We start from the raw sequence: 18,316 nt of genomic DNA on the forward strand, positions 1-18,316 counted from the left end.
AAGAGCCCCGCGATTAATCGCGGGGCTCTTTTTTATTTCTGAAGAAAATATGGCGGCATTGAGCGTGATATTTTCAGCTTGGTAATTCGGAATGAAATTATATGTTTCAAATCAACCTGATAGTTTCCTATGTTGTTATCCCAAACATAGCGGTGGATTGCGATAGGGGACATGGCGTGGGTCTGAGTCGCCATATTGCGCGCGCTCCCATTTCATTAACTTGTTTCAATTAATCGTCCGAGTTGTACACCAAATAACTTGTGGAAAATCAACCCACTCAATCTGCGGTATGTAAATGCTGCGTCAATATGTTCCTTTCGTCCCATCTCCTTGCTTGAAAAGCCCCCTGCACGTCCTTAAACTTCAAGGTGGGGAAAAGTGGATCAAAGTGGTTTTTAGAGCGGCAAACTGCCCGCTCACTCACCTTCAGGGACTGCAATTTGTTGCGTGGCGCTCATGCCATCAGCCTGGACAGTAAAGGGCGGCTGGCTATTCCGACCAAATTCCGTGATTGGCTGCGCGACGAAAGCGACGGCCAGCTGGTCTGCACCATCGATATTGCTCATCCCTGTCTGCTCCTTTATCCCCTGAATGAATGGGAAGAGGTTGAGCGCAAGCTCAAGACCCTCTCCAGCATGAATCCCGCCGAGCGCCGTTTGCAGCGCTTGCTGCTGGGGCATGCGACAGAATGCGAGCTGGATGGCAATGGCCGTCTGCTGCTCAGTCAGCCCCTGCGCAATCATGCCGGGCTGGACAAGAAAATCATGCTGGTGGGCCAGCTCAACAAATTTGAGCTGTGGGATGAAGCCCGCTGGCAACAACAGGTCAATGACGACATCTTGGGTCTGCCCGGGGACGATTGGGCAAGCTCATCACGACTACAGGATTTCTCTTTATAAATGACCCAAGCCGCTGAACACATCACAGTGCTGCTGCACGAAGCCGTTGAAGGTCTGGCCATCAAGCCGGACGGTGTCTATGTCGACGGTACTTTTGGCCGTGGTGGTCATTCCCGCCTTATTCTTCAGCACCTTGGTCCCAATGGTCGCCTGATCGCCATCGATCGCGATCCGCAGGCGATTGCCGAGGCTGCCAAGATCCAGGATCCCCGTTTCGAAATCGTGCACGGTCCTTTTTCCGGTATTGCCTCCTATCTGGATGAACGCGGCCTGCTGGGCAAGGTGGATGGTTTCTTGCTGGATCTGGGGGTCTCTTCTCCCCAGCTTGACGATGCCGAGCGGGGTTTCAGCTTCATGAAGGATGGTCCGCTCGATATGCGGATGGACCCCACTTCCGGCCAAAGTGCTGCCGAGTGGCTGGCAAAGGCTGACGTTGATGATATCGCCTGGGTGTTGAAGACCTTCGGTGAAGAGCGCTTTGCCAAGAAAATTGCCCGCGCCATCGTGCACGACCGGGTTACCGAGCCCTATGTCCGTACTCGTCAGCTGGCGGAGATGATTGCCCGGGTCAATCCGAGCAAGGAGAAGGGCAAACATGCCGCGACTCGCAGCTTCCAGGCCATCCGTATCTATATCAACAGCGAGCTGGACGAGATCGAGACCGCATTGAACGGTGCGCTGGAGGTGCTGGCACCTCATGGCCGCCTGTCGGTGATCAGTTTCCATTCACTGGAAGATCGGCTGGTGAAGCACTTCATCCGCAAACACGAGAAGGGACCGGAAGTGCCCTACGGCATTCCGTTGACCGAAGCCCAGCTGGCTGGCGGTCGCAAATTGAAGTCGGTTGGCAAGGCGCTCAAGCCCTCTGACCATGAAGTGTCGGAAAACACCCGGTCGCGCAGCTCCGTGCTGCGGGTCGCCGAGCGGTTGGCGGAGTAAGCGATGAGCGAAGTGCGTGTCCACCTTGCCAGGGAGATCGTGGCAGATCTCTGGCGGCACAAGCTGCAGATCCTGTTGTCAGTCGCCGTACTGGTGACTGCGTTTGCGGTGATCCTGGTGACCAACATGACGCGTGGCCTGACTGCCAAACAGAACGACCTGATGGCGGAAGAGGATCGTCTCAATATCGAATGGCGTCACCTCCTTCTGGAGCAGGGCACCCTGGCGGAACACTCCCGGGTGGCGAGCCTGGCGATGGACAAGTTGCAGATGGGACGTCCGCTGGTGACCACCGAAAAGGTAATTACCCAACCATGAAACGCAAGGCTACAGCCAAAGCTGCCAAAGCGACTGTCAAAGCGCCATCGATTTATCCGTGGCGCTTTCGCACGTTGGTCGTGTTTATCGGCATCGCCTTTGTGGGTCTGATCCTGCGTTTGGCGTGGATCCAGGTGATCAATCCGGATCGCCTGCGCCAGGAGGGGGACATGCGCTCCCTGCGTACCACCGCCACTCAGGCGGTACGCGGCATGATCACCGATCGCAACGGTGAACAGCTTGCGGTATCTGTACCGGTCGAAGCGGTCTGGGCTGATCCCAAGACGGTTCACGAGTCCGGTGCCATCCACAATGAACGGGCCTGGATGGCACTCTCCGCCGTGCTCAAGATCGATATCAATACCCTCAAGCAGCGCATCGCCAATCCCAGCAAGCGTTTTGTCTATCTGCAGCGTCAGGTGACCCCGGCTGTCTCCGAATATATCAAGGGGCTCAAGCTGGGTGGTGTCTATCTGCGCCCAGAGTCACGGCGATTCTATCCGACTGGTGAAATCAGCGCCCATCTGGTGGGGGTGACCAACATTGATGGCAACGGTATCGAGGGGATCGAGCGCAGCTACAACGAGTGGTTGACCGCGACACCTGGCGAGATGCGGGTGCGCAAGGATCGGCAGGGCCGGGTCATCGAGCGACTTGGCATCGTCAAAGAGGGCAAGAACGCCAACGATCTGCAGCTCAGTATCGATCAGCGGGTACAGGCGCTGGCTTACCGCGCTCTCAAGCGGGCCACCGACGAAAACAAGGCGACCTCCGGCTCCATGGTGATGCTGGATATCAAGACTGGCGAAGTGCTTGCCATGGTCAATACCCCCTCCTATAACCCGAACAACCGCGGTCAGTACCAGAGTTTCCGGGTACGCAACCGGGTAGTAACCGATACCTACGAGCCGGGTTCGACAGTCAAACCATTGATTTTGCTCAGTGCCTTGCAGGCTGGTGTGACCAGTTGGAAAGATACCATCCAGGGCGGGCCACTCTTTATCGGCGCCAAGCAGATCAAGGATGTCAGTATCCACCGGGCGACCAACCTCTACGACATTCTGCGCTACTCCTCCAACATCGGTATGTCGCGTATCGCGTTGCGGATGCCGGCGCAGGAGATGATCAATACCCTCAGCATGTTCGGTTTCGGCATGGATACCGGTAGCGGTCTGATGGGCGAGAGCGGCGGCATGCTGCCCCAGCGCCGTCGCTGGTCCGATATCGAACGGGCGACCCTCTCCTTTGGCTATGGCCTGCGGGTCACCCCGCTGCAGCTGGCTTCTGCCTACGCCACTCTGGCCAACAAGGGCAAGCGGGTGCCGCTCTCTATCGTCAAAGTGACCGAGCCGCCCAAGGGCGAGCAGGTGATCGACCACAACAACGCCTCCGCCATGTTGCAGGCGTTGGAATACGTGGTCGACAACGCCATTCCCAAGGCCAAGATCCCGGGCTACCGGGTGGGTGGCAAGAGTGGTACCGCCAAAGTCGCCGTCGCTGGTGGCTATGGCAAGGATTACATGGCCTGGTTTGCTGGCTTCGCCCCGGCCAGTGATCCCCGTTTCGTCATGGTGGTGGTAATCAACGAGCCAAAAGGCAGCGCCTACTATGGTGGCGCCGTGGCGACCCCACCGTTTGCAGAGGCCATGGGCGGGGTGCTGCAACTCTTCAATATTCGTCCGGATGCGGTACCCCCTTCGGTGCCCACCAAGCTCGCCAGTACGGAGGCTCCTGTTGCACCGCGCACTTGATTCATTACTGCGCCCTTTCGGCATTACGGCGCCGGCGCTTGCCCTGACCAACATCCAGCTGGATAGTCGGCGGGTCGGCCCCGGCTCTCTCTTCGTGGCCATTCGTGGTCATCAGGTGGACGGCAGACAGTTTATCGAACAGGCGGTGGCTCAGGGAGCGACCGCTGTTGTGTTTGAGGAGGATGGTGAATTTAGCGCGCCAGTGACTCCGGTTCCTTGTATCGGGATGCGGGATCTGCCCGTTCACCTCTCTGTCCTCGCAGGTTATTTCTACGATCAGCCAGCCAAAAAACTGGATCTGGTGGGGATCACGGGTACCAACGGCAAGAGCACCACGGCACTGCTGGTCGCCAACTGGCGCACCCTGCTGGGTGGCAAGGCTGGCGTGATGGGCACCATCGGCAACGGTCTGTTTGGCAACCTGATCGAAGCGGAAAACACCACCGGCAGCGCCATTCAGGTGCAAGCCAATCTGGCGGCCCTGCAAGAGCAAGGGGCGGATCTGGTGGCGATGGAGGTCTCCAGTCACGGTCTGGTGCAACATCGGGTTGCCGCTCTGCCGTTTGCTGCCGCGGTTTTCACCAATCTGAGCCGGGATCATCTTGACTACCACGGCACCATGGAGGCCTATGGCGCCGCCAAGGAGCTGTTGTTGCAACTGGTCGATGAGCACCATGCCGTGATCAACCGGGACGATGAGCTGGGCGCACAGTGGCTGGTCAACTACCCCTCCGCCGTCGCTTTCAGCGTTAATGGTCCGATTGAAAACCATGTTGGCCGTCAATTAACGGCGCAACAGCTCGATTTTCACCAGCAAGGTTTTCGTGCACAGATTAACTCCAGCTGGGGGAATGGTGTATTATCCGCCCCCTTGCTCGGCCGCTTCAACGTCAGCAATGTGCTGGCGGCGATGGGCGTGATGCTGGTGCTCGGTTACGACTTCAACGAACTGCTGGCGACCGCACCTCAACTGCAGCCGGTAACTGGCCGCATGGAGTGCTTCGGTGGTGGCGATACGCCGCTGGCCGTGGTCGATTATGCCCACACTCCGGATGCGCTGGAAAAAGCATTGCAGGCCTTGCGGGTGCACTGCACAGGGCTGCTTTGGTGTCTGGTCGGCTGTGGCGGTGACCGGGATCGCGGCAAGCGCCCCATGATGGCGGCCATGGCCGAACAGTATGCGGATCGCGTGATCCTGACCGACGACAATCCCCGTACCGAGGAGCCGGCCCGGATCATGGCCGACATGGTGGCGGGTCTTCGCGATCCTGCTGCGGTGCAGGTTGAGCACGATCGGGTCAAGGCGATCACCCTGGCCATCAGCAAGGCGAGCAAACAGGACATCATTCTGGTGGCTGGCAAAGGCCACGAGGATTATCAAATCATTGGAACCGACAAGCGGCACTATAGCGACCGGGAAACCGTCGCGGCCGCTTTGCACACATTAATGGAGTCATTCAAATGATGACCCTCAGGCTTGCCGACCTGGCGCAGGTGCTCGATGCCCGTCTGATTGGTGAAGATGGCGAGATTACTGCGGTCAGCACCGATACCCGTACCTTGGGTGCTGGCGCACTGTTCGTAGCACTGCGCGGCGAGCGCTTCGATGCCCACGATTTTTGCGATCAGGCGCTGGCGGCGGGGGCCTCTGCCCTGCTGGTCGAGCGTGAACTGCCGCTGGCCATTCCCCAGCTGGTGGTAGCAGACACCCTCAAGGGGTTGGGCCGTATTGGCAAGCTGGTGCGCGAGCGCATCAACCCTAAGGTGCTGGCGATTACCGGCAGCTGCGGCAAGACCACGGTGAAGGAGATGGCGACAGCCATCCTGCGCAACGAAGGGGAAGTGCTGGCCACTGCCGGTAACTTCAACAATGAGGTGGGCGTGCCGCTGACCTTGCTGCGTCTCGAACCGCAACACAAGTTTGCGGTGATGGAGCTGGGTGCCAACCACCCGGGCGAGATTGCCTGGACTACCTCGCTGGCTAAACCGGATGCCGCCATCATCAACAACGTAGCAGCGGCTCATCTGGAGGGTTTTGGCTCGCTGGAAGGGGTGTTCCACGCCAAGAGCGAAATTTTTGAGGGTTTGCGTGAAGGCGGCACTGCCATCGTCAATGCCGACAACGAATTCTGGCCGAAGTGGCGCGAGCGTGGCATTTGCTGCGCCTTCTCCATCGAAGATGAGAGCCAGCCGTTCCATGCTCGCGATGTGGTTCTCAACGCTCAGGGCTGTGCCGAGTTTGTCATGGTGACCCCGCAGGGCGAGGTGAGCCTGACTCTGGCGATCCCCGGTCGCCATAACGTGGCCAATGCGCTGGCGGCCGCCGCTGGTACGCTGGCGCTCGGCGCTTCTCTGGCATCGGTCAAGGCTGGTCTGGAGCAGATGGCGCCGGTCAAGGGACGCTTCTGCGTGCAGCGCTGGGGCGGTCTGACCCTGGTGGACGATACCTACAATGCCAGCGTGGAATCCGTGCTGGCGGGCATCGATACCCTGACCGCCATGGGCGGCTTCAAGGTGCTGGTGTTCGGTGATATGCGGGAACTGGGTGAGGAGTCTGCCGGGCAACACGCCCGGGTTGGCCATCATGCCCGCGAGCGCGGCCTGGATGCCGTGCTGACAGTGGGGGAACAGAGTCGCCACACCGCAGATGCCGCGGCGGGCCGACATTTCGATAACAAGGCGTCGTTGTTTGAAGTGCTTGCGCAAATGATAAATACACATCAGGAAATTTCGATTCTGGTCAAGGGCGCCCGTGGCTCCCGCATGGAAGATATCGTCGAGATGGTCAAAGGCCATCAGGAGTCAGCCACATGCTAGTCTGGCTGGCCGAACTGCTCACCCCGCACTTCACCTTCTTCAACGTCTTCTCCTACCTGACGTTTCGCGCCATCCTGTCGATCATCACCGGACTGGGGGTTGCCCTCTGGATGGGGCCGCGCCTCATTCGCCGCCTGCAGATCCTGAAATTCGGTCAGGTGATCCGCAACGACGGTCCCGAGTCCCACCTCAGCAAGCGGGGCACCCCGACCATGGGGGGCCTGATGATCATTGCGGCTATCTTCACCTCCGTACTGCTCTGGTGCCGCCTCGACAACCCCTATGTCTGGCTGGTGCTGTTTGTGCTCGGAGCCTACGGCGCCATCGGTTTTGCCGACGACTACCTCAAGGTGGTGCGCAAGAATACCGACGGCCTGATCGCGCGCTGGAAGTACTTCTGGCAATCCGCGGTAGCGCTGGCGGTGGCGGTGTTCCTCTATGCCACAGCGACCCATGAGGGGCAGACCCAGCTGGTGGTGCCTTTCCTCAAGGATGTGATGCCGCAGCTTGGCCTGATGTTTATCGTGCTCACCTATTTTGTCATTGTCGGTACCTCCAACGCGGTCAACCTGACCGATGGTCTCGACGGGCTGGCCATCATGCCGACCGTGATGGTGGCAGGGGGCTTTGCCCTGATCGCCTGGGCCACAGGTAACGTCAACTTTGCCAACTACCTGCACATTCCCTACGTGCCCTATACCTCCGAGCTGGTGATCGTCTGTACCGCCATCGTCGGGGCGGGTCTGGGTTTCCTCTGGTTCAACACCTATCCGGCCCAGGTCTTCATGGGAGACGTCGGCTCGCTGGCGCTGGGCGGCGCGCTCGGCACCATCGCTGTGCTGGTGCGTCAGGAGTTCCTGCTGGTGATCATGGGCGGCGTCTTCGTGATGGAGACAGTCTCGGTGATCCTGCAGGTGGGTTCATACAAGCTGCGCGGCGTGCGGATCTTCCGCATGGCGCCGATCCATCACCACTACGAGAAGAAGGGCTGGCCGGAGCCGCGCGTCATCGTGCGCTTCTGGATCATCACCCTCGTGCTGGTGCTGCTGGGTCTTGCCACCCTGAAGGTGAGGTAAGGCCATGGTCATCATCATCGGATTGGGCAAAACCGGACTCTCCTGTGTCGATTACTTCCTCGGCCGTGGCGTCACGCCACTGGTGATGGATACCCGTGCCAACCCACCGGGCAAGGATCAACTGCCGCCGGAGGTGGAGCTCATTCACGGGCTCGACGAGGCGCTGCTCAAGCAGGCGCACATGATCGTCGCGAGCCCGGGCATTGCCTTGGCGACCCCCGAGCTGAAGGCTGCTGCTGAGCTCGGTGTGCAGATCGTCGGCGACATCGAGTTGTTCGTGCGCGAGACCCAGGCGCCAGTCATCGCCATCACCGGATCCAACGGCAAGAGTACGGTGACCACGCTAGTGGGCGAGATGATTGCCGAGGCCGGGCTCAATGTCGGTGTAGGTGGCAACATCGGGACTCCTGCGCTGGAGCTGCTCAAGCAGCCGATGGATCTCTGTGTGCTGGAGCTTTCCAGCTTTCAGCTCGAAACCACCCATAGCCTGCGTGCAGCGGCTTCCGTGGTGCTCAATCTCTCAGAAGATCATATGGATCGCTATCAGGGCATGGCTGACTATCGCGCCGCCAAGATGGAGATCCATCAGCACTCCAAACACATTCTGGTCAATCGCGACGACCCTCAGACCCTGCCCGATGTGGGTCAGGTATGGCAAAGCTTTGGCCTCGACTGCAATGGCTATGGCCGCTGCCTGCTGGATGGCCGCTACTGGCTGACTCTGCATGGCGAACCGCTGCTGGCAGTGGACGAGATGAAGATCGTCGGCGCCCACAATCAGGCCAACGCCCTTGCCGCCATGGCGCTGTGCGATGCGGTCGGCATTCCCCGTGCTGCCCAGCTCACCGTGTTACGCCGTTTTGAGGGCTTGCCCCATCGCGCACGCTTCGTGCGCGAGGTAAACGGGGTGCGCTGGATCAACGACTCCAAGGCGACCAACGTGGGGGCCACGTTGGCTGCCGTGGCCGGGGTGCGCGAGTCGGTGAAGGGACGGCTGTTGCTGCTGGCCGGTGGTCAGGGTAAGGGACAGGATTTTGGCCCCATTCAGGCTCTGTTGGGCAACCAGATCGATCATATGTACTGCTTCGGTCAGGATGCCGACGTGCTGCTGGCATTGGGTGAGCAGACCGAGCGGGTGGCCGATCTGGCTGCTGCAGTCGCCAAGGCGGCGGCCGATGCCAGATCGGGTGACTGGGTGCTGCTGGCGCCAGCTTGTGCCAGCCTGGATCAGTTCAAGTCGTTCGAGGTGCGCGGCGATCGTTTCACCGAAATGGTGCTGGCGCTATGAATGCCCTTCGCACGGTCGCAGGTTTTTTGCAGCGCTGGTTGTTACCGGCGCGGCCTGCCGGTCTCTATGATCGGCAGCTGGTCGTGCTGGCGCTTGCGCTGATGGCGGTCGGGGTGGTGATCGTGGCATCGGCATCGATCCCCGAGGGGATCTCTCTGGGTGACGACCCCTTCATGTTTGTGAAACGCCACGCCATGTTTCTGGTGATGGCGCTCGGCATCTCCTGGTTCGTGCTGCAGGTGCCGATGGCGCGCTGGCAGGAGCACAATGGCCCCATGCTGCTGCTGGCCATCGTCATGCTGGTGCTGGTGCTGCTGGTGGGGCGCAACGTCAACGGAGCGGTGCGCTGGTTGCCACTCGGTCCGTTCAACCTGCAGCCTGCCGAGTTTGGCAAGCTGGCGCTGTTTGTCTATCTGGCGGGATATCTGGTGCGCCGTCAGAACGAAGTGCGCGAAGCCTGGATCGGCTTCCTGAAACCGCTGGCGGTGTTCGGGGTGCTGGCTGTCTTGCTGCTGCTGCAGCCTGACCTGGGTTCCACCGTGGTGATGTTCGTGACCTCCTTCGGCATGTTGTTTCTGGCGGGGGCCCGACTTGGCCAGTTCCTGACCCTGATCGGTGCCGGGGTCGGTGCCGTGGTGATGCTGATCATCGTCGAGCCTTACCGGATGCGCCGGGTGACCTCGTTTATGGATCCCTGGGCCGATCCGTTCGGCAGTGGCTACCAGTTGACCCAGTCACTGATGGCGTTTGGCCGCGGTAGCTGGTTTGGCGAAGGACTGGGCAACTCCATCCAGAAGATGGAGTACCTGCCAGAGGCGCACACCGACTTCGTGTTTGCGATCCTCGGTGAAGAGCTGGGTTATGTCGGGGTGCTGGGTGCCCTGTTTCTGATTTTTGCATTGGCTGTCAAAGCGTTGAAATTGGGCCATCGCGCACTGGTCGCCGAGCGGCTCTATGACGGTTATCTGGCAATTGGCATCGGTATCTGGTTCAGCTTCCAGACCTTCGTTAACGTCGGTGCCGCCAGCGGCATGATGCCGACCAAAGGGTTGACCCTGCCACTGGTCAGTTATGGTGGCTCCAGTCTCATCATCATGACGGTGGCGGTGAGCATGTTGATTCGTATCGATTTTGAGTTGCGTCAGGCGACCGCCCAGGCGCGCGTGCGGGAGGTTTAGTGAGCAAGACGCTGTTGGTGATGGCGGGTGGTACCGGGGGCCATGTGTTCCCCGGTTTGGCCGTGGCCGATCGCCTGAAGGCCCAGGGTTGGACAGTCCACTGGCTTGGTACAGCAGATCGGATGGAAGCCGAGCTGGTGCCTGCCCACGGTTATCCTATCTCCTTTATCGATATTCAGGGGGTGCGTGGCAACGGCATCAAGCGGCTGCTGGCAGCACCTTATCGCATCGTTAAATCCGTGCTGCAGGCGCGTCAGGTACTCAAGACCATTCGCCCTGATGTGGTGCTTGGTATGGGCGGCTTTGCCTCCGGCCCGGGCGGCGTTGCGGCCTGGATCTCCGGCATTCCGTTGCTGCTGCACGAGCAAAATGCTGCGGCCGGCCTGACCAACAAGTTGCTGGCACGTATCGCCAAGCGGGTGCTGATGGCATTTCCGGGGGCTTTTGCGCCGAGTCGTTGCACTGCAGTGGTTGGCAACCCGGTTCGTCCCGAAGTGGTCGCCCTGCCGGATCCCCAATTGCGTAGCAGCAGCGAGCCGCTGCATCTGCTGATCGTTGGCGGCAGTCTTGGCGCTCGGGTGCTCAACGAACAGGTTCCTGCGGCGGTTGCCGCGGCTGGCGTACCTATCGAGGTGCGTCACCAGTGCGGCAAGGGCAATGGCGAGACAGTGTCCGCAGCCTATGCCCAGCACGGCATCAATGCCGAGGTGAGTGAATTTATCAAGGATATGGCCAGTGCCTACGCCTGGGCCGACCTGGTGGTCTGCCGTGCTGGTGCCCTGACCGTCTCCGAAGTGGCTGCTGCCGGTGTGGCTGCCATTTTCGTGCCGCTGCCCCATGCGGTGGATGATCACCAGACCCGTAACGCCCTGACCCTGGTCGATGGTGGTGCGGCCGAGTTCCTGCCCCAGTCCGAGTTGACCACTGCCTCGCTGGCTGCGCGACTCTCCTGGCTCGCCGGGCGCAGGGAGACCCTGTTCAACATGGCCAAGGCTGCCCGTCGCGTCGCCATCACCGATGCGGCTGAGCGGGTAGCTGATGAGTGCAAGCGGTTGGCAACCGGACAGAGTTAAGAAAAATTGATGAGCAAGATTGCACAGGCGGAGCCGTGCAGTGTTGTCCCTGTATTTATTGATGCCGCCGAGCAGGCCGATTTTGACTGTAAATGGCTTGCGGCAGACTAAAGAGATGATTATGACCAAGGTTGAACTGGCAAAACTGCGTACCGTGATCCCTGAAATGCGCCGCGTGCGTCGCATCCACTTTATCGGCATCGGTGGTGCCGGTATGGGCGGGATCGCCGAAGTGCTTGCCAACGAAGGGTATCAGGTAACGGGCTCTGATCTGGCTCGCAATGCCGTGACCGAGCGACTCGAAGCCCTGGGTGCCCATATTTTTGCTGGCCATAGCGCCGAGCATGTCAACGGGGCCAGCGTGGTTGTGGTCTCCACTGCCATCAAGCAGGACAACCCGGAGCTGCTGGCTGCCCGTGAGCAGCGGATCCCGGTAGTACGTCGCGCCGAGATGCTGGCCGAGCTGATGCGTTTCCGCCACGGTATCGCCATCGCCGGTACCCATGGCAAGACCACCACCACCAGCCTGGTGGCGAGCATCTATGCCGAGGCTGACCGCGATCCGACTTTTGTTATTGGTGGTCTTCTCAATAGCGCCGGTACCAATGCCCGTCTGGGCAGCAGCCGTTATCTGATTGCTGAAGCGGACGAGAGCGACGCCTCCTTCCTGCATCTGCAGCCGATGGTCTCTATCGTGACCAATATCGAAGCGGATCACATGGATACCTACGGCGGTGACTTCTCCAAGCTAAAAGCCACCTTCATCGAGTTTCTGCACAACCTGCCTTTCTACGGTCTGGCTGTGGTCTGCATCGATGATCCGGTTATTCGTGGCATGCTGCCCGAGATTGCCCGTCCGACCCTCACCTATGGTCTCTCTGACGACGCGGATGTGCAGGTACTGGATTTTGTCCAGACCACCAACCACAGCTGTTTCCGGGTGCGCCGCAAAGATGCCGGTGAGCTGAAGGTCACCCTCAACTTGCCGGGGATCCACAACGCCTTGAACGCTGCCGCGGCGATTGCTGTCGCGACCGAGGATGGTGTCAGCGATGAGGCCATCATCCGTGCGCTGGCCAAGTTTGAAGGGGTTGGCCGCCGCTTCCAGCAGTATGGCGAGTTCGAAACCGGTCGCGGCAAGGCGATGTTGGTGGACGATTATGGCCACCATCCGAGCGAAGTGAAGGTGACTATTAATGCCGCTCGTGCTGGTTGGCCCGAGAAGCGTCTGGTGATGGTATTCCAGCCGCACCGCTATACCCGTACCCGCGACCTCTACGAGGACTTCGCCGATGTGCTCTCCAAGGTAGACGTGCTGGTGATGCTGGAGGTTTATGCGGCTGGTGAAGAGCCGATCCCGGGTGCTGATGGTCGGGCATTGTGTCGCTCCATTCGCTCGCGCGGCAACCTGGAACCCATCTTTGTGGCCACGCCAGATGATGTGCCCGCCGTGCTGGCCGACCTGGTTGGCGAAGGGGATCTGGTGCTGACTCAGGGGGCCGGGAACGTCGGGGCGTTGGCCCGCCGTCTCGGTGAGATGAAATTGAACATAGATAGCATGAAATCTGGCGCCTGAGGGCCCAATGAGTGTTTTGACCGCCAAGCCGGGGCCTATATAATGGCTAACCGGTCTATCAAAAGGCTGGCTTAGCGCGTTACACGGGGATCGAGCGGGTGGAGGCAAGGGCACAGGGGCGCACCAAGGGTGGCTTCATCGCAGGGGTGATGTTTTTCCTGCTGGTGATATGGGGCTGCTACCGGACGGCGCTGGATGTTAAAGGTTGGCTGACAGATGCCAACCGGTTGCCCATGAGCGAGCTGTTGCTGCAGGGGCAACACCAGTATCTGGAAACCGAAGAGCTGCGGCTGGCCGTGCTGGATGGCGCCGAGCTGCGCAACTTCTTCGAGTTGGATGTCAACGAATTGCAGGCTCGGCTCAATGCCTTGCCATGGGTGGCCTCGGTATCGGTACGCAAGAAGTGGCCGAACAAGATCAAGGTCTACCTGACAGAACAGGATGTGGCGGCGCGCTGGAATGGCAACCGCTTCGTCAACACCAAGGGCAAGGTGTTCAGTGCTCCGGATCGGGTCAAGACGCCGCTGTTGCAGCTGTCAGGGCCGGATGACCAGGCCGCCCGGGTGTTGAAAGAGAGTCGGCAGTACGAGTCGCAACTGGCTGCCAAGGGATACAAGTTGCTGGGGGTGAATCTGACCCCCCGCCATGCCTGGGAACTGACCCTGGATGGCAATATCAAGCTGTTCCTGGGACGCAATGACATTGCGCTCCGGTTGCAGCGGTTTATCGATGCCTTCCCGGTTATCGAACCCCGTGCGCAAGTTGCCTACGTGGATCTTCGATACGACACCGGAATGGCAGTTGGCTGGAAGAAGAGCGAAGAGAAAGTGCATGACCAACACCGCAGATAGGAATTTGATTGTCGGACTGGATATCGGCACAACCAAGGTGGCGGTTCTGGTCGGGGAAGTATTGCCGGACGGTGAACTGAACGTCATCGGTATGGGCAGTCACGCTTCTCGCGGAATGGAGAAGGGCGGGGTCAATGATCTCGACTCCGTGGTCAAGTCCCTGCGCCGTGCAGTAGAAGAAGCCGAGATGATGGCCGACTGCCAGATCAGCTCCGTCTATCTGGGGCTTTCTGGCAAGCATATCGACTGCCGCAACGAAACCGGCATGGTGCCCATCTCCGACGAAGAGGTGACCCAGGAAGACGTGGACAACGTCATCCACACCGCCAAGTCGGTACGGCTGTCCGATGAGCTGCGGGTGCTGCATGTGCTGCCCCAGGAGTTTGCCATCGATTACCAGGAAGGGATCAAGAACCCGGTTGGTCTCTCCGGTGTGCGGATGGCGGCCAAGGTTCACCTGATTACCTGCCACAACGACATGGCCCGCAACATTGAGAAATGTGTGGAAAAGGTAGGCTTGCGCGTGGATCAACTGATCTTCTCCGCGCTGGCCTCCAGCTACGCCGTGCTGACCGAGGACGAGAAGGAGCTGGGTGTCTGCGTGGTGGACATCGGTGGTGGCACCATGGATATGTCGCTGTTTACCGGCGGTGCCCTGCGCCACACCAAGGTGATCCCGTACGCTGGCAGCACGGTGACCAGCGACATCGCCTACGCCTTCGGCACGCCGCCGCTTGACGCAGAAGCGATCAAGGTGCGCTACGGCTGTGCCCTCGGCCGTCTGGTCAGCAAGGAAGACAATATTGAAGTGCCCAGTGTCGGCGGTCGTCCGGCGCGCAGCCTGCAACGGCAGACACTGGCTGAAGTGATTGAGCCCCGTTACACCGAGTTGCTCTCCATGGTGAATGATGAGCTGGTGCGGGTACAGAGCGAGTTGAAAGCGCAGGGGGTCAAGCATCAGCTGGCAGCCGGTGTGGTCTTGACCGGCGGCGCTGCCCAGATTGAAGGCATTGTGGAGTGTGCAGAGCAGATCTTCCAGAGCCAGGTCCGGGTGGGAGAGCCCATGAACATACGTGGTTTGAGTGATTACGTGCAGGCACCGGTGTACTCGACTGCGGTCGGGTTGCTGCAATATGGCCGCACCCATCAAGCCACAGGTAGCAACAAAGAATATGCCGCCAAGGCAAGCGTCGGTGGCCTGGTCAAACGGGTTAGCAACTGGCTGCGTGGCGAGTTCTAAGAATTTTGCTGAGTCAGGCAAATAAAGCGGAGAGACAACATGTTTGAATTTATGGATAGCCATACTGACGAAGCCGTCATTAAAGTGATCGGTGTAGGTGGCGGCGGCGGTAACGCTGTCGAACACATGGTTCGTCAAAATATTGAGGGTGTTGAGTTTATTACCGTCAACACTGACGCCCAGGCTCTGCGTAACTCCAGCGCCAACACCACTCTGCAGATCGGCGGTGGTATCACCAAGGGTCTGGGTGCCGGAGCCAATCCGGAAGTGGGTCGTGATGCGGCCATGGAAGATCGCGAAGCGCTGCGTGAGCTGCTGACCGGTTCCGACATGGTGTTCATCGCCGCTGGTATGGGTGGTGGTACCGGTACCGGTGCTGCGCCGATCGTGGCCGAAGTGGCGCGCGAGATGGGTATTTTGACCGTTGCCGTCGTCACCAAGCCGTTCTCCTTTGAAGGGAAGAAGCGGATGGGCTTCGCCGCGCACGGTATCGAAGAGCTCTCCAAGAATGTCGATTCCTTGATCACCATCCCCAACGACAAGTTGCTGAAGGTACTGGGGCGCGGTATCTCCCTGCTGGATGCCTTCAAGGCTGCCAACGATGTACTGCTTGGCGCGGTACAGGGCATTGCCGAGCTGATCACCCGTCCGGGCTTGATCAACGTCGACTTCGCAGACGTGCGTACCGTGATGCGTGAAATGGGGACCGCCATGATGGGTACCGGTTCCGCCTCCGGTGATGACCGTGCCGAAGAAGCGGCCGAGAAAGCCATCTCCAGCCCGCTGCTGGAAGACGTGGATCTGGCCGGTGCCCGTGGCATCCTGGTCAACATCACCGCCGGTATGGACATGACCATCGAAGAGTTCGAAACCGTGGGTAACGCGGTCAAGGCCTTCGCTTCCGAGAACGCTACTGTGGTAGTGGGTACCGTAATCGATCCGGAAATGCACGACGAACTGCGTGTGACCGTGGTTGCGACCGGTATCGGTGCCGAGCGCAAGCCGGACATCACTCTGGTCAAGAGCAGCCAGGTGCAAGAGCGCCCGGTACGTCAGCCGCTGGTCAGCGACATGATGCAAGGCCGCGTGATGGACGAAGCCCCGGCCAAGGTGGTTAACGCCGAGCCGCAAGCTCGTCGCGAACCGGATTACCTGGATATTCCGGCGTTCCTGCGCAAACAAGCTGACTAAGCCTCTTATGGCTCTTATTTGTTTGTTGTTCAAGGAATGTGCTAAGATGGCCTGCCAACGACCATCTGGTCCGGATTTTAAGCTGTTTAGGGTACACCCATGATTAGACAAAGAACCTTGAAAACGAGTGTACAGGCGACTGGTGTCGGCCTGCATTCGGGCCGGAAAGTCACCATGACATTCCGTCCGGCGCCTGTGAACACAGGGATCGTTTACTTGCGTACCGACCTGAATCCTGTGGTGGAGCTGCCAGCCAATGCCGATCAGGTGCGCGATACCGTGCTCTGTACCGCTCTGGTCAACGAAGCCGGTGTCCGGGTCTCTACCATTGAGCACCTCTCTGCCGCGCTGGCCGGGATGGGGATCGACAACCTCTATGTCGAGGTTGACGCGCCCGAGATCCCGGTGATGGATGGCAGTGCGCATCCCTTTATCTACCTGCTGCAGGAAGTCGGGATCCGTGAGCAGAATGCTGCCAAGCAGTTTGTGCGGATCAAGAAGAGCATCCGGGTTGAAGACGGCGACAAGTGGGCGGAATTCCACCCCTATCGCAACGGCTTCAAGATGGATCTCGAGATCGATTTCCAGCATCCGGTCTTTGCTGGGCGCAATCAACGTTGCGTACTGGATTTCTCCGGTGCCTCCTTCGTGAAAGAGATCAGCCGTGCCCGTACCTTCGGGTTCATGCGTGATATCGAGTACCTGCGTTCCCAGAATCTGGCGCTGGGCGGAAGCCTAGAAAACGCCGTGGTACTGGACGATTATCGGGTGCTAAACGAAGACGGTTTGCGTTATGAGGACGAGTTCGTCAAGCACAAGATGCTGGACGCGATCGGTGACCTCTATATGTGCAACCGCAGCATCATCGGTGAGTTCCGTGCCTACAAAACTGGCCATGCCCTGAACAACAAGCTGCTGCGTGCCTTGCTGGCCGAGCAGGAGGCTTGGGAACTGGTGACCTTCGAGGGTGAGGGCGACAAAGCGCCTATCGCTTACTACGATAACGGTCTGGTTCTGGCCTGATAGCTGTGCAACGGAACGTCGGTCCTCTCTCCGCACCGACGTTCCGTCATTTGTTTACTCCATCCTTTAATACCGATTATCTCCCGGTTTTATTTCCCGTGCAGGCTCCTGGCCGCACCTGACCGAGCAGACTTAGTTCTATGAGCATTACCCTGATCCTCCACGGCAAGCAGCGACGCAAGTTGCACTTACCAAAACAACGTCTGGCCTGGGTCGGCGGTATTCTCTTCTCCCTGTTGGCTCTAGGTGGTGGTTGGCTCTGGCAGAGTTGGCACCAGAAAATGGAGGCGCTGGAAGTTGCGCTTGCCGTTGCCGAGCAACAGTCCGTCGACCAGAGTGGCGACGAAGCCCGTGAACAGTTGGCGATGCTGGCTGCTCAGGTGGGCACCATGCAAGGCCAGCTTGGCCGTCTCAATGCCCTCGGCGAGCGATTGACCGAGCAGGCCGATCTCGATCCTGACGAGTTCAATTTCAAAGAGCTGCCCCCGATGGGCGGCCCTTCTTATGATGAAGATCTGGAAGTGAGCCTCAACGAGCTGCAAGCCTCGATGAAACACCTCAGCCAGCAGCTCAGCAGCCGCGAAGAGCAGCTGTCGGTACTTGAATCTTTCATCATGAATCACCATATCACCGATGCCGGTTTTATTTCCGGCACGCCAGTCAAACAGGAGCGGGTTTGGGTCTCGTCCGGGTTTGGTGGACGGGTCGACCCGTTCAATGGGCGTGCCAAGATGCACAAAGGGGTGGATTACCGTGGCAAACCCGGGACCCCCATTCTGGCCACAGGTCCCGGCATTGTCAGCTGGGCGGGCCGTCATCCGGAATTTGGCAACATGGTGGAGATTAATCACGGCAATGGTCTGATCACCCGCTATGCCCACAACTCCAAGTTGCTGGTCGAGGTGGGTACCCTGGTTGATCAGGGGCAGAAGATTGCTTTGATGGGGCGCACCGGTCGCGCGACCGGGGTCCATTTGCATTACGAAGTGTTGAAAGACGGTCGTCAGGTCAACCCCGCACGCTTTCTGAGTGCCAGACGGGGTTAGGTTTTTTTCTCCAGGTTCCAGTGACGGAACGCTTTTATAACCAGAAATAG

16 protein-coding genes are annotated in these 18,316 nt (G+C 59.3%); all 16 read left to right on the forward strand.

The window, feature by feature from the left end; all coding sequences use genetic code 11:
- The first annotated feature begins 440 nt into the window (after positions 1-440).
- The 16 genes from mraZ to ACE1BR_RS08785 all read left to right on the forward strand — a co-directional run bounded on the left by mraZ (position 441) and on the right by ACE1BR_RS08785 (position 18,266).
- Positions 441-899 (forward strand): division/cell wall cluster transcriptional repressor MraZ, encoded by a 459-nt coding sequence (gene mraZ, locus ACE1BR_RS08710; RefSeq protein WP_374869387.1) that lies wholly within the window; start codon positions 441-443, stop codon positions 897-899.
- Positions 900-1,838: a 16S rRNA (cytosine(1402)-N(4))-methyltransferase RsmH gene (rsmH, locus tag ACE1BR_RS08715; protein ID WP_374869389.1), complete on the forward strand. Its 939-nt coding sequence runs from the start codon at positions 900-902 to the stop codon at positions 1,836-1,838.
- Between the two features lie 3 nt (positions 1,839-1,841).
- Positions 1,842-2,156 (forward strand): cell division protein FtsL, encoded by a 315-nt coding sequence (gene ftsL / locus ACE1BR_RS08720; protein WP_374869391.1) that lies wholly within the window; start codon positions 1,842-1,844, stop codon positions 2,154-2,156.
- Positions 2,153-3,907 carry a penicillin-binding transpeptidase domain-containing protein gene (locus ACE1BR_RS08725; protein WP_374869393.1) on the forward strand — a complete coding sequence of 585 codons (1,755 nt, stop codon included), beginning with the start codon at positions 2,153-2,155 and terminating at the stop codon, positions 3,905-3,907. The genes ftsL and ACE1BR_RS08725 overlap by 4 nt, the downstream gene beginning before the upstream one ends.
- A complete protein-coding gene (murE, locus tag ACE1BR_RS08730) occupies positions 3,888-5,372 on the forward strand; it encodes a UDP-N-acetylmuramoyl-L-alanyl-D-glutamate--2,6-diaminopimelate ligase (RefSeq protein WP_374869570.1) in 1,485 nt (494 codons plus the stop codon). The genes ACE1BR_RS08725 and murE overlap by 20 nt, the downstream gene beginning before the upstream one ends.
- Positions 5,369-6,724: a UDP-N-acetylmuramoyl-tripeptide--D-alanyl-D-alanine ligase gene (gene murF, locus ACE1BR_RS08735; protein WP_374869395.1), complete on the forward strand. Its 1,356-nt coding sequence runs from the start codon at positions 5,369-5,371 to the stop codon at positions 6,722-6,724. Before murE ends, murF begins: the two co-directional genes overlap by 4 nt.
- Positions 6,718-7,800, forward strand: a complete 1,083-nt coding sequence (gene mraY / locus ACE1BR_RS08740; protein WP_005355120.1) for a phospho-N-acetylmuramoyl-pentapeptide-transferase — start codon at positions 6,718-6,720, stop codon at positions 7,798-7,800. Before murF ends, mraY begins: the two co-directional genes overlap by 7 nt.
- 4 nt (positions 7,801-7,804) lie before the next feature.
- Positions 7,805-9,088 (forward strand): UDP-N-acetylmuramoyl-L-alanine--D-glutamate ligase, encoded by a 1,284-nt coding sequence (gene murD / locus ACE1BR_RS08745; protein ID WP_374869397.1) that lies wholly within the window; start codon positions 7,805-7,807, stop codon positions 9,086-9,088.
- The gene (gene ftsW, locus ACE1BR_RS08750; RefSeq protein ID WP_374869399.1) at positions 9,085-10,266 is read left to right on the forward strand and encodes a cell division protein FtsW; all 1,182 of its coding nucleotides are present in this window, start codon (positions 9,085-9,087) and stop codon (positions 10,264-10,266) included. Before murD ends, ftsW begins: the two co-directional genes overlap by 4 nt.
- A complete protein-coding gene (gene murG / locus ACE1BR_RS08755; RefSeq protein ID WP_374869401.1) occupies positions 10,266-11,339 on the forward strand; it encodes an undecaprenyldiphospho-muramoylpentapeptide beta-N-acetylglucosaminyltransferase in 1,074 nt (357 codons plus the stop codon). The genes ftsW and murG overlap by 1 nt, the downstream gene beginning before the upstream one ends.
- A 121-nt stretch (positions 11,340-11,460) precedes the next feature.
- Positions 11,461-12,915: a UDP-N-acetylmuramate--L-alanine ligase gene (gene murC, locus ACE1BR_RS08760; RefSeq protein WP_374869403.1), complete on the forward strand. Its 1,455-nt coding sequence runs from the start codon at positions 11,461-11,463 to the stop codon at positions 12,913-12,915.
- Positions 12,916-13,013: 98 nt separating this feature from the next.
- Positions 13,014-13,766, forward strand: a complete 753-nt coding sequence (locus ACE1BR_RS08765; protein WP_374869406.1) for a cell division protein FtsQ/DivIB — start codon at positions 13,014-13,016, stop codon at positions 13,764-13,766.
- Entirely contained in the window at positions 13,747-15,006 is a 1,260-nt protein-coding gene (gene ftsA / locus ACE1BR_RS08770) for a cell division protein FtsA (protein WP_005336148.1), read from the forward strand. Before ACE1BR_RS08765 ends, ftsA begins: the two co-directional genes overlap by 20 nt.
- 39 nt (positions 15,007-15,045) lie before the next feature.
- Positions 15,046-16,197, forward strand: a complete 1,152-nt coding sequence (gene ftsZ, locus ACE1BR_RS08775; protein WP_005336147.1) for a cell division protein FtsZ — start codon at positions 15,046-15,048, stop codon at positions 16,195-16,197.
- Positions 16,198-16,296: 99 nt separating this feature from the next.
- Positions 16,297-17,220 carry a UDP-3-O-acyl-N-acetylglucosamine deacetylase gene (gene lpxC, locus ACE1BR_RS08780; RefSeq protein WP_040096346.1) on the forward strand — a complete coding sequence of 308 codons (924 nt, stop codon included), beginning with the start codon at positions 16,297-16,299 and terminating at the stop codon, positions 17,218-17,220.
- A 140-nt stretch (positions 17,221-17,360) separates the two neighbouring features.
- Positions 17,361-18,266, forward strand: a complete 906-nt coding sequence (locus tag ACE1BR_RS08785) for a peptidoglycan DD-metalloendopeptidase family protein (protein WP_374869408.1) — start codon at positions 17,361-17,363, stop codon at positions 18,264-18,266.
- Positions 18,267-18,316 lie beyond the last annotated feature (50 nt).

It is taken from the genome of Aeromonas sp. MdU4 (assembly GCF_041929505.1).
Taxonomy (GTDB): Bacteria; Pseudomonadota; Gammaproteobacteria; order Enterobacterales; family Aeromonadaceae; genus Aeromonas.

What these genes read in the sequence shown, in the direction of transcription:
- murC (WP_374869403.1), top strand. Translation starts at nt 11,461, where the DNA reads ATGACCAAGGTTGAACTGGCAAAACTGCGTACCGTGATCCCTGAAATG.
- ftsW (WP_374869399.1), top strand. Translation starts at nt 9,085, where the DNA reads ATGAATGCCCTTCGCACGGTCGCAGGTTTTTTGCAGCGCTGGTTGTTA.
- rsmH (WP_374869389.1), top strand. Translation starts at nt 900, where the DNA reads ATGACCCAAGCCGCTGAACACATCACAGTGCTGCTGCACGAAGCCGTT.
- ftsZ (WP_005336147.1), top strand. Translation starts at nt 15,046, where the DNA reads ATGTTTGAATTTATGGATAGCCATACTGACGAAGCCGTCATTAAAGTG.
- murD (WP_374869397.1), top strand. Translation starts at nt 7,805, where the DNA reads ATGGTCATCATCATCGGATTGGGCAAAACCGGACTCTCCTGTGTCGAT.
- mraY (WP_005355120.1), top strand. Translation starts at nt 6,718, where the DNA reads ATGCTAGTCTGGCTGGCCGAACTGCTCACCCCGCACTTCACCTTCTTC.
- lpxC (WP_040096346.1), top strand. Translation starts at nt 16,297, where the DNA reads ATGATTAGACAAAGAACCTTGAAAACGAGTGTACAGGCGACTGGTGTC.
- ftsA (WP_005336148.1), top strand. Translation starts at nt 13,747, where the DNA reads ATGACCAACACCGCAGATAGGAATTTGATTGTCGGACTGGATATCGGC.
- ACE1BR_RS08725 (WP_374869393.1), top strand. Translation starts at nt 2,153, where the DNA reads ATGAAACGCAAGGCTACAGCCAAAGCTGCCAAAGCGACTGTCAAAGCG.
- ftsL (WP_374869391.1), top strand. Translation starts at nt 1,842, where the DNA reads ATGAGCGAAGTGCGTGTCCACCTTGCCAGGGAGATCGTGGCAGATCTC.
- murF (WP_374869395.1), top strand. Translation starts at nt 5,369, where the DNA reads ATGATGACCCTCAGGCTTGCCGACCTGGCGCAGGTGCTCGATGCCCGT.
- ACE1BR_RS08785 (WP_374869408.1), top strand. Translation starts at nt 17,361, where the DNA reads ATGAGCATTACCCTGATCCTCCACGGCAAGCAGCGACGCAAGTTGCAC.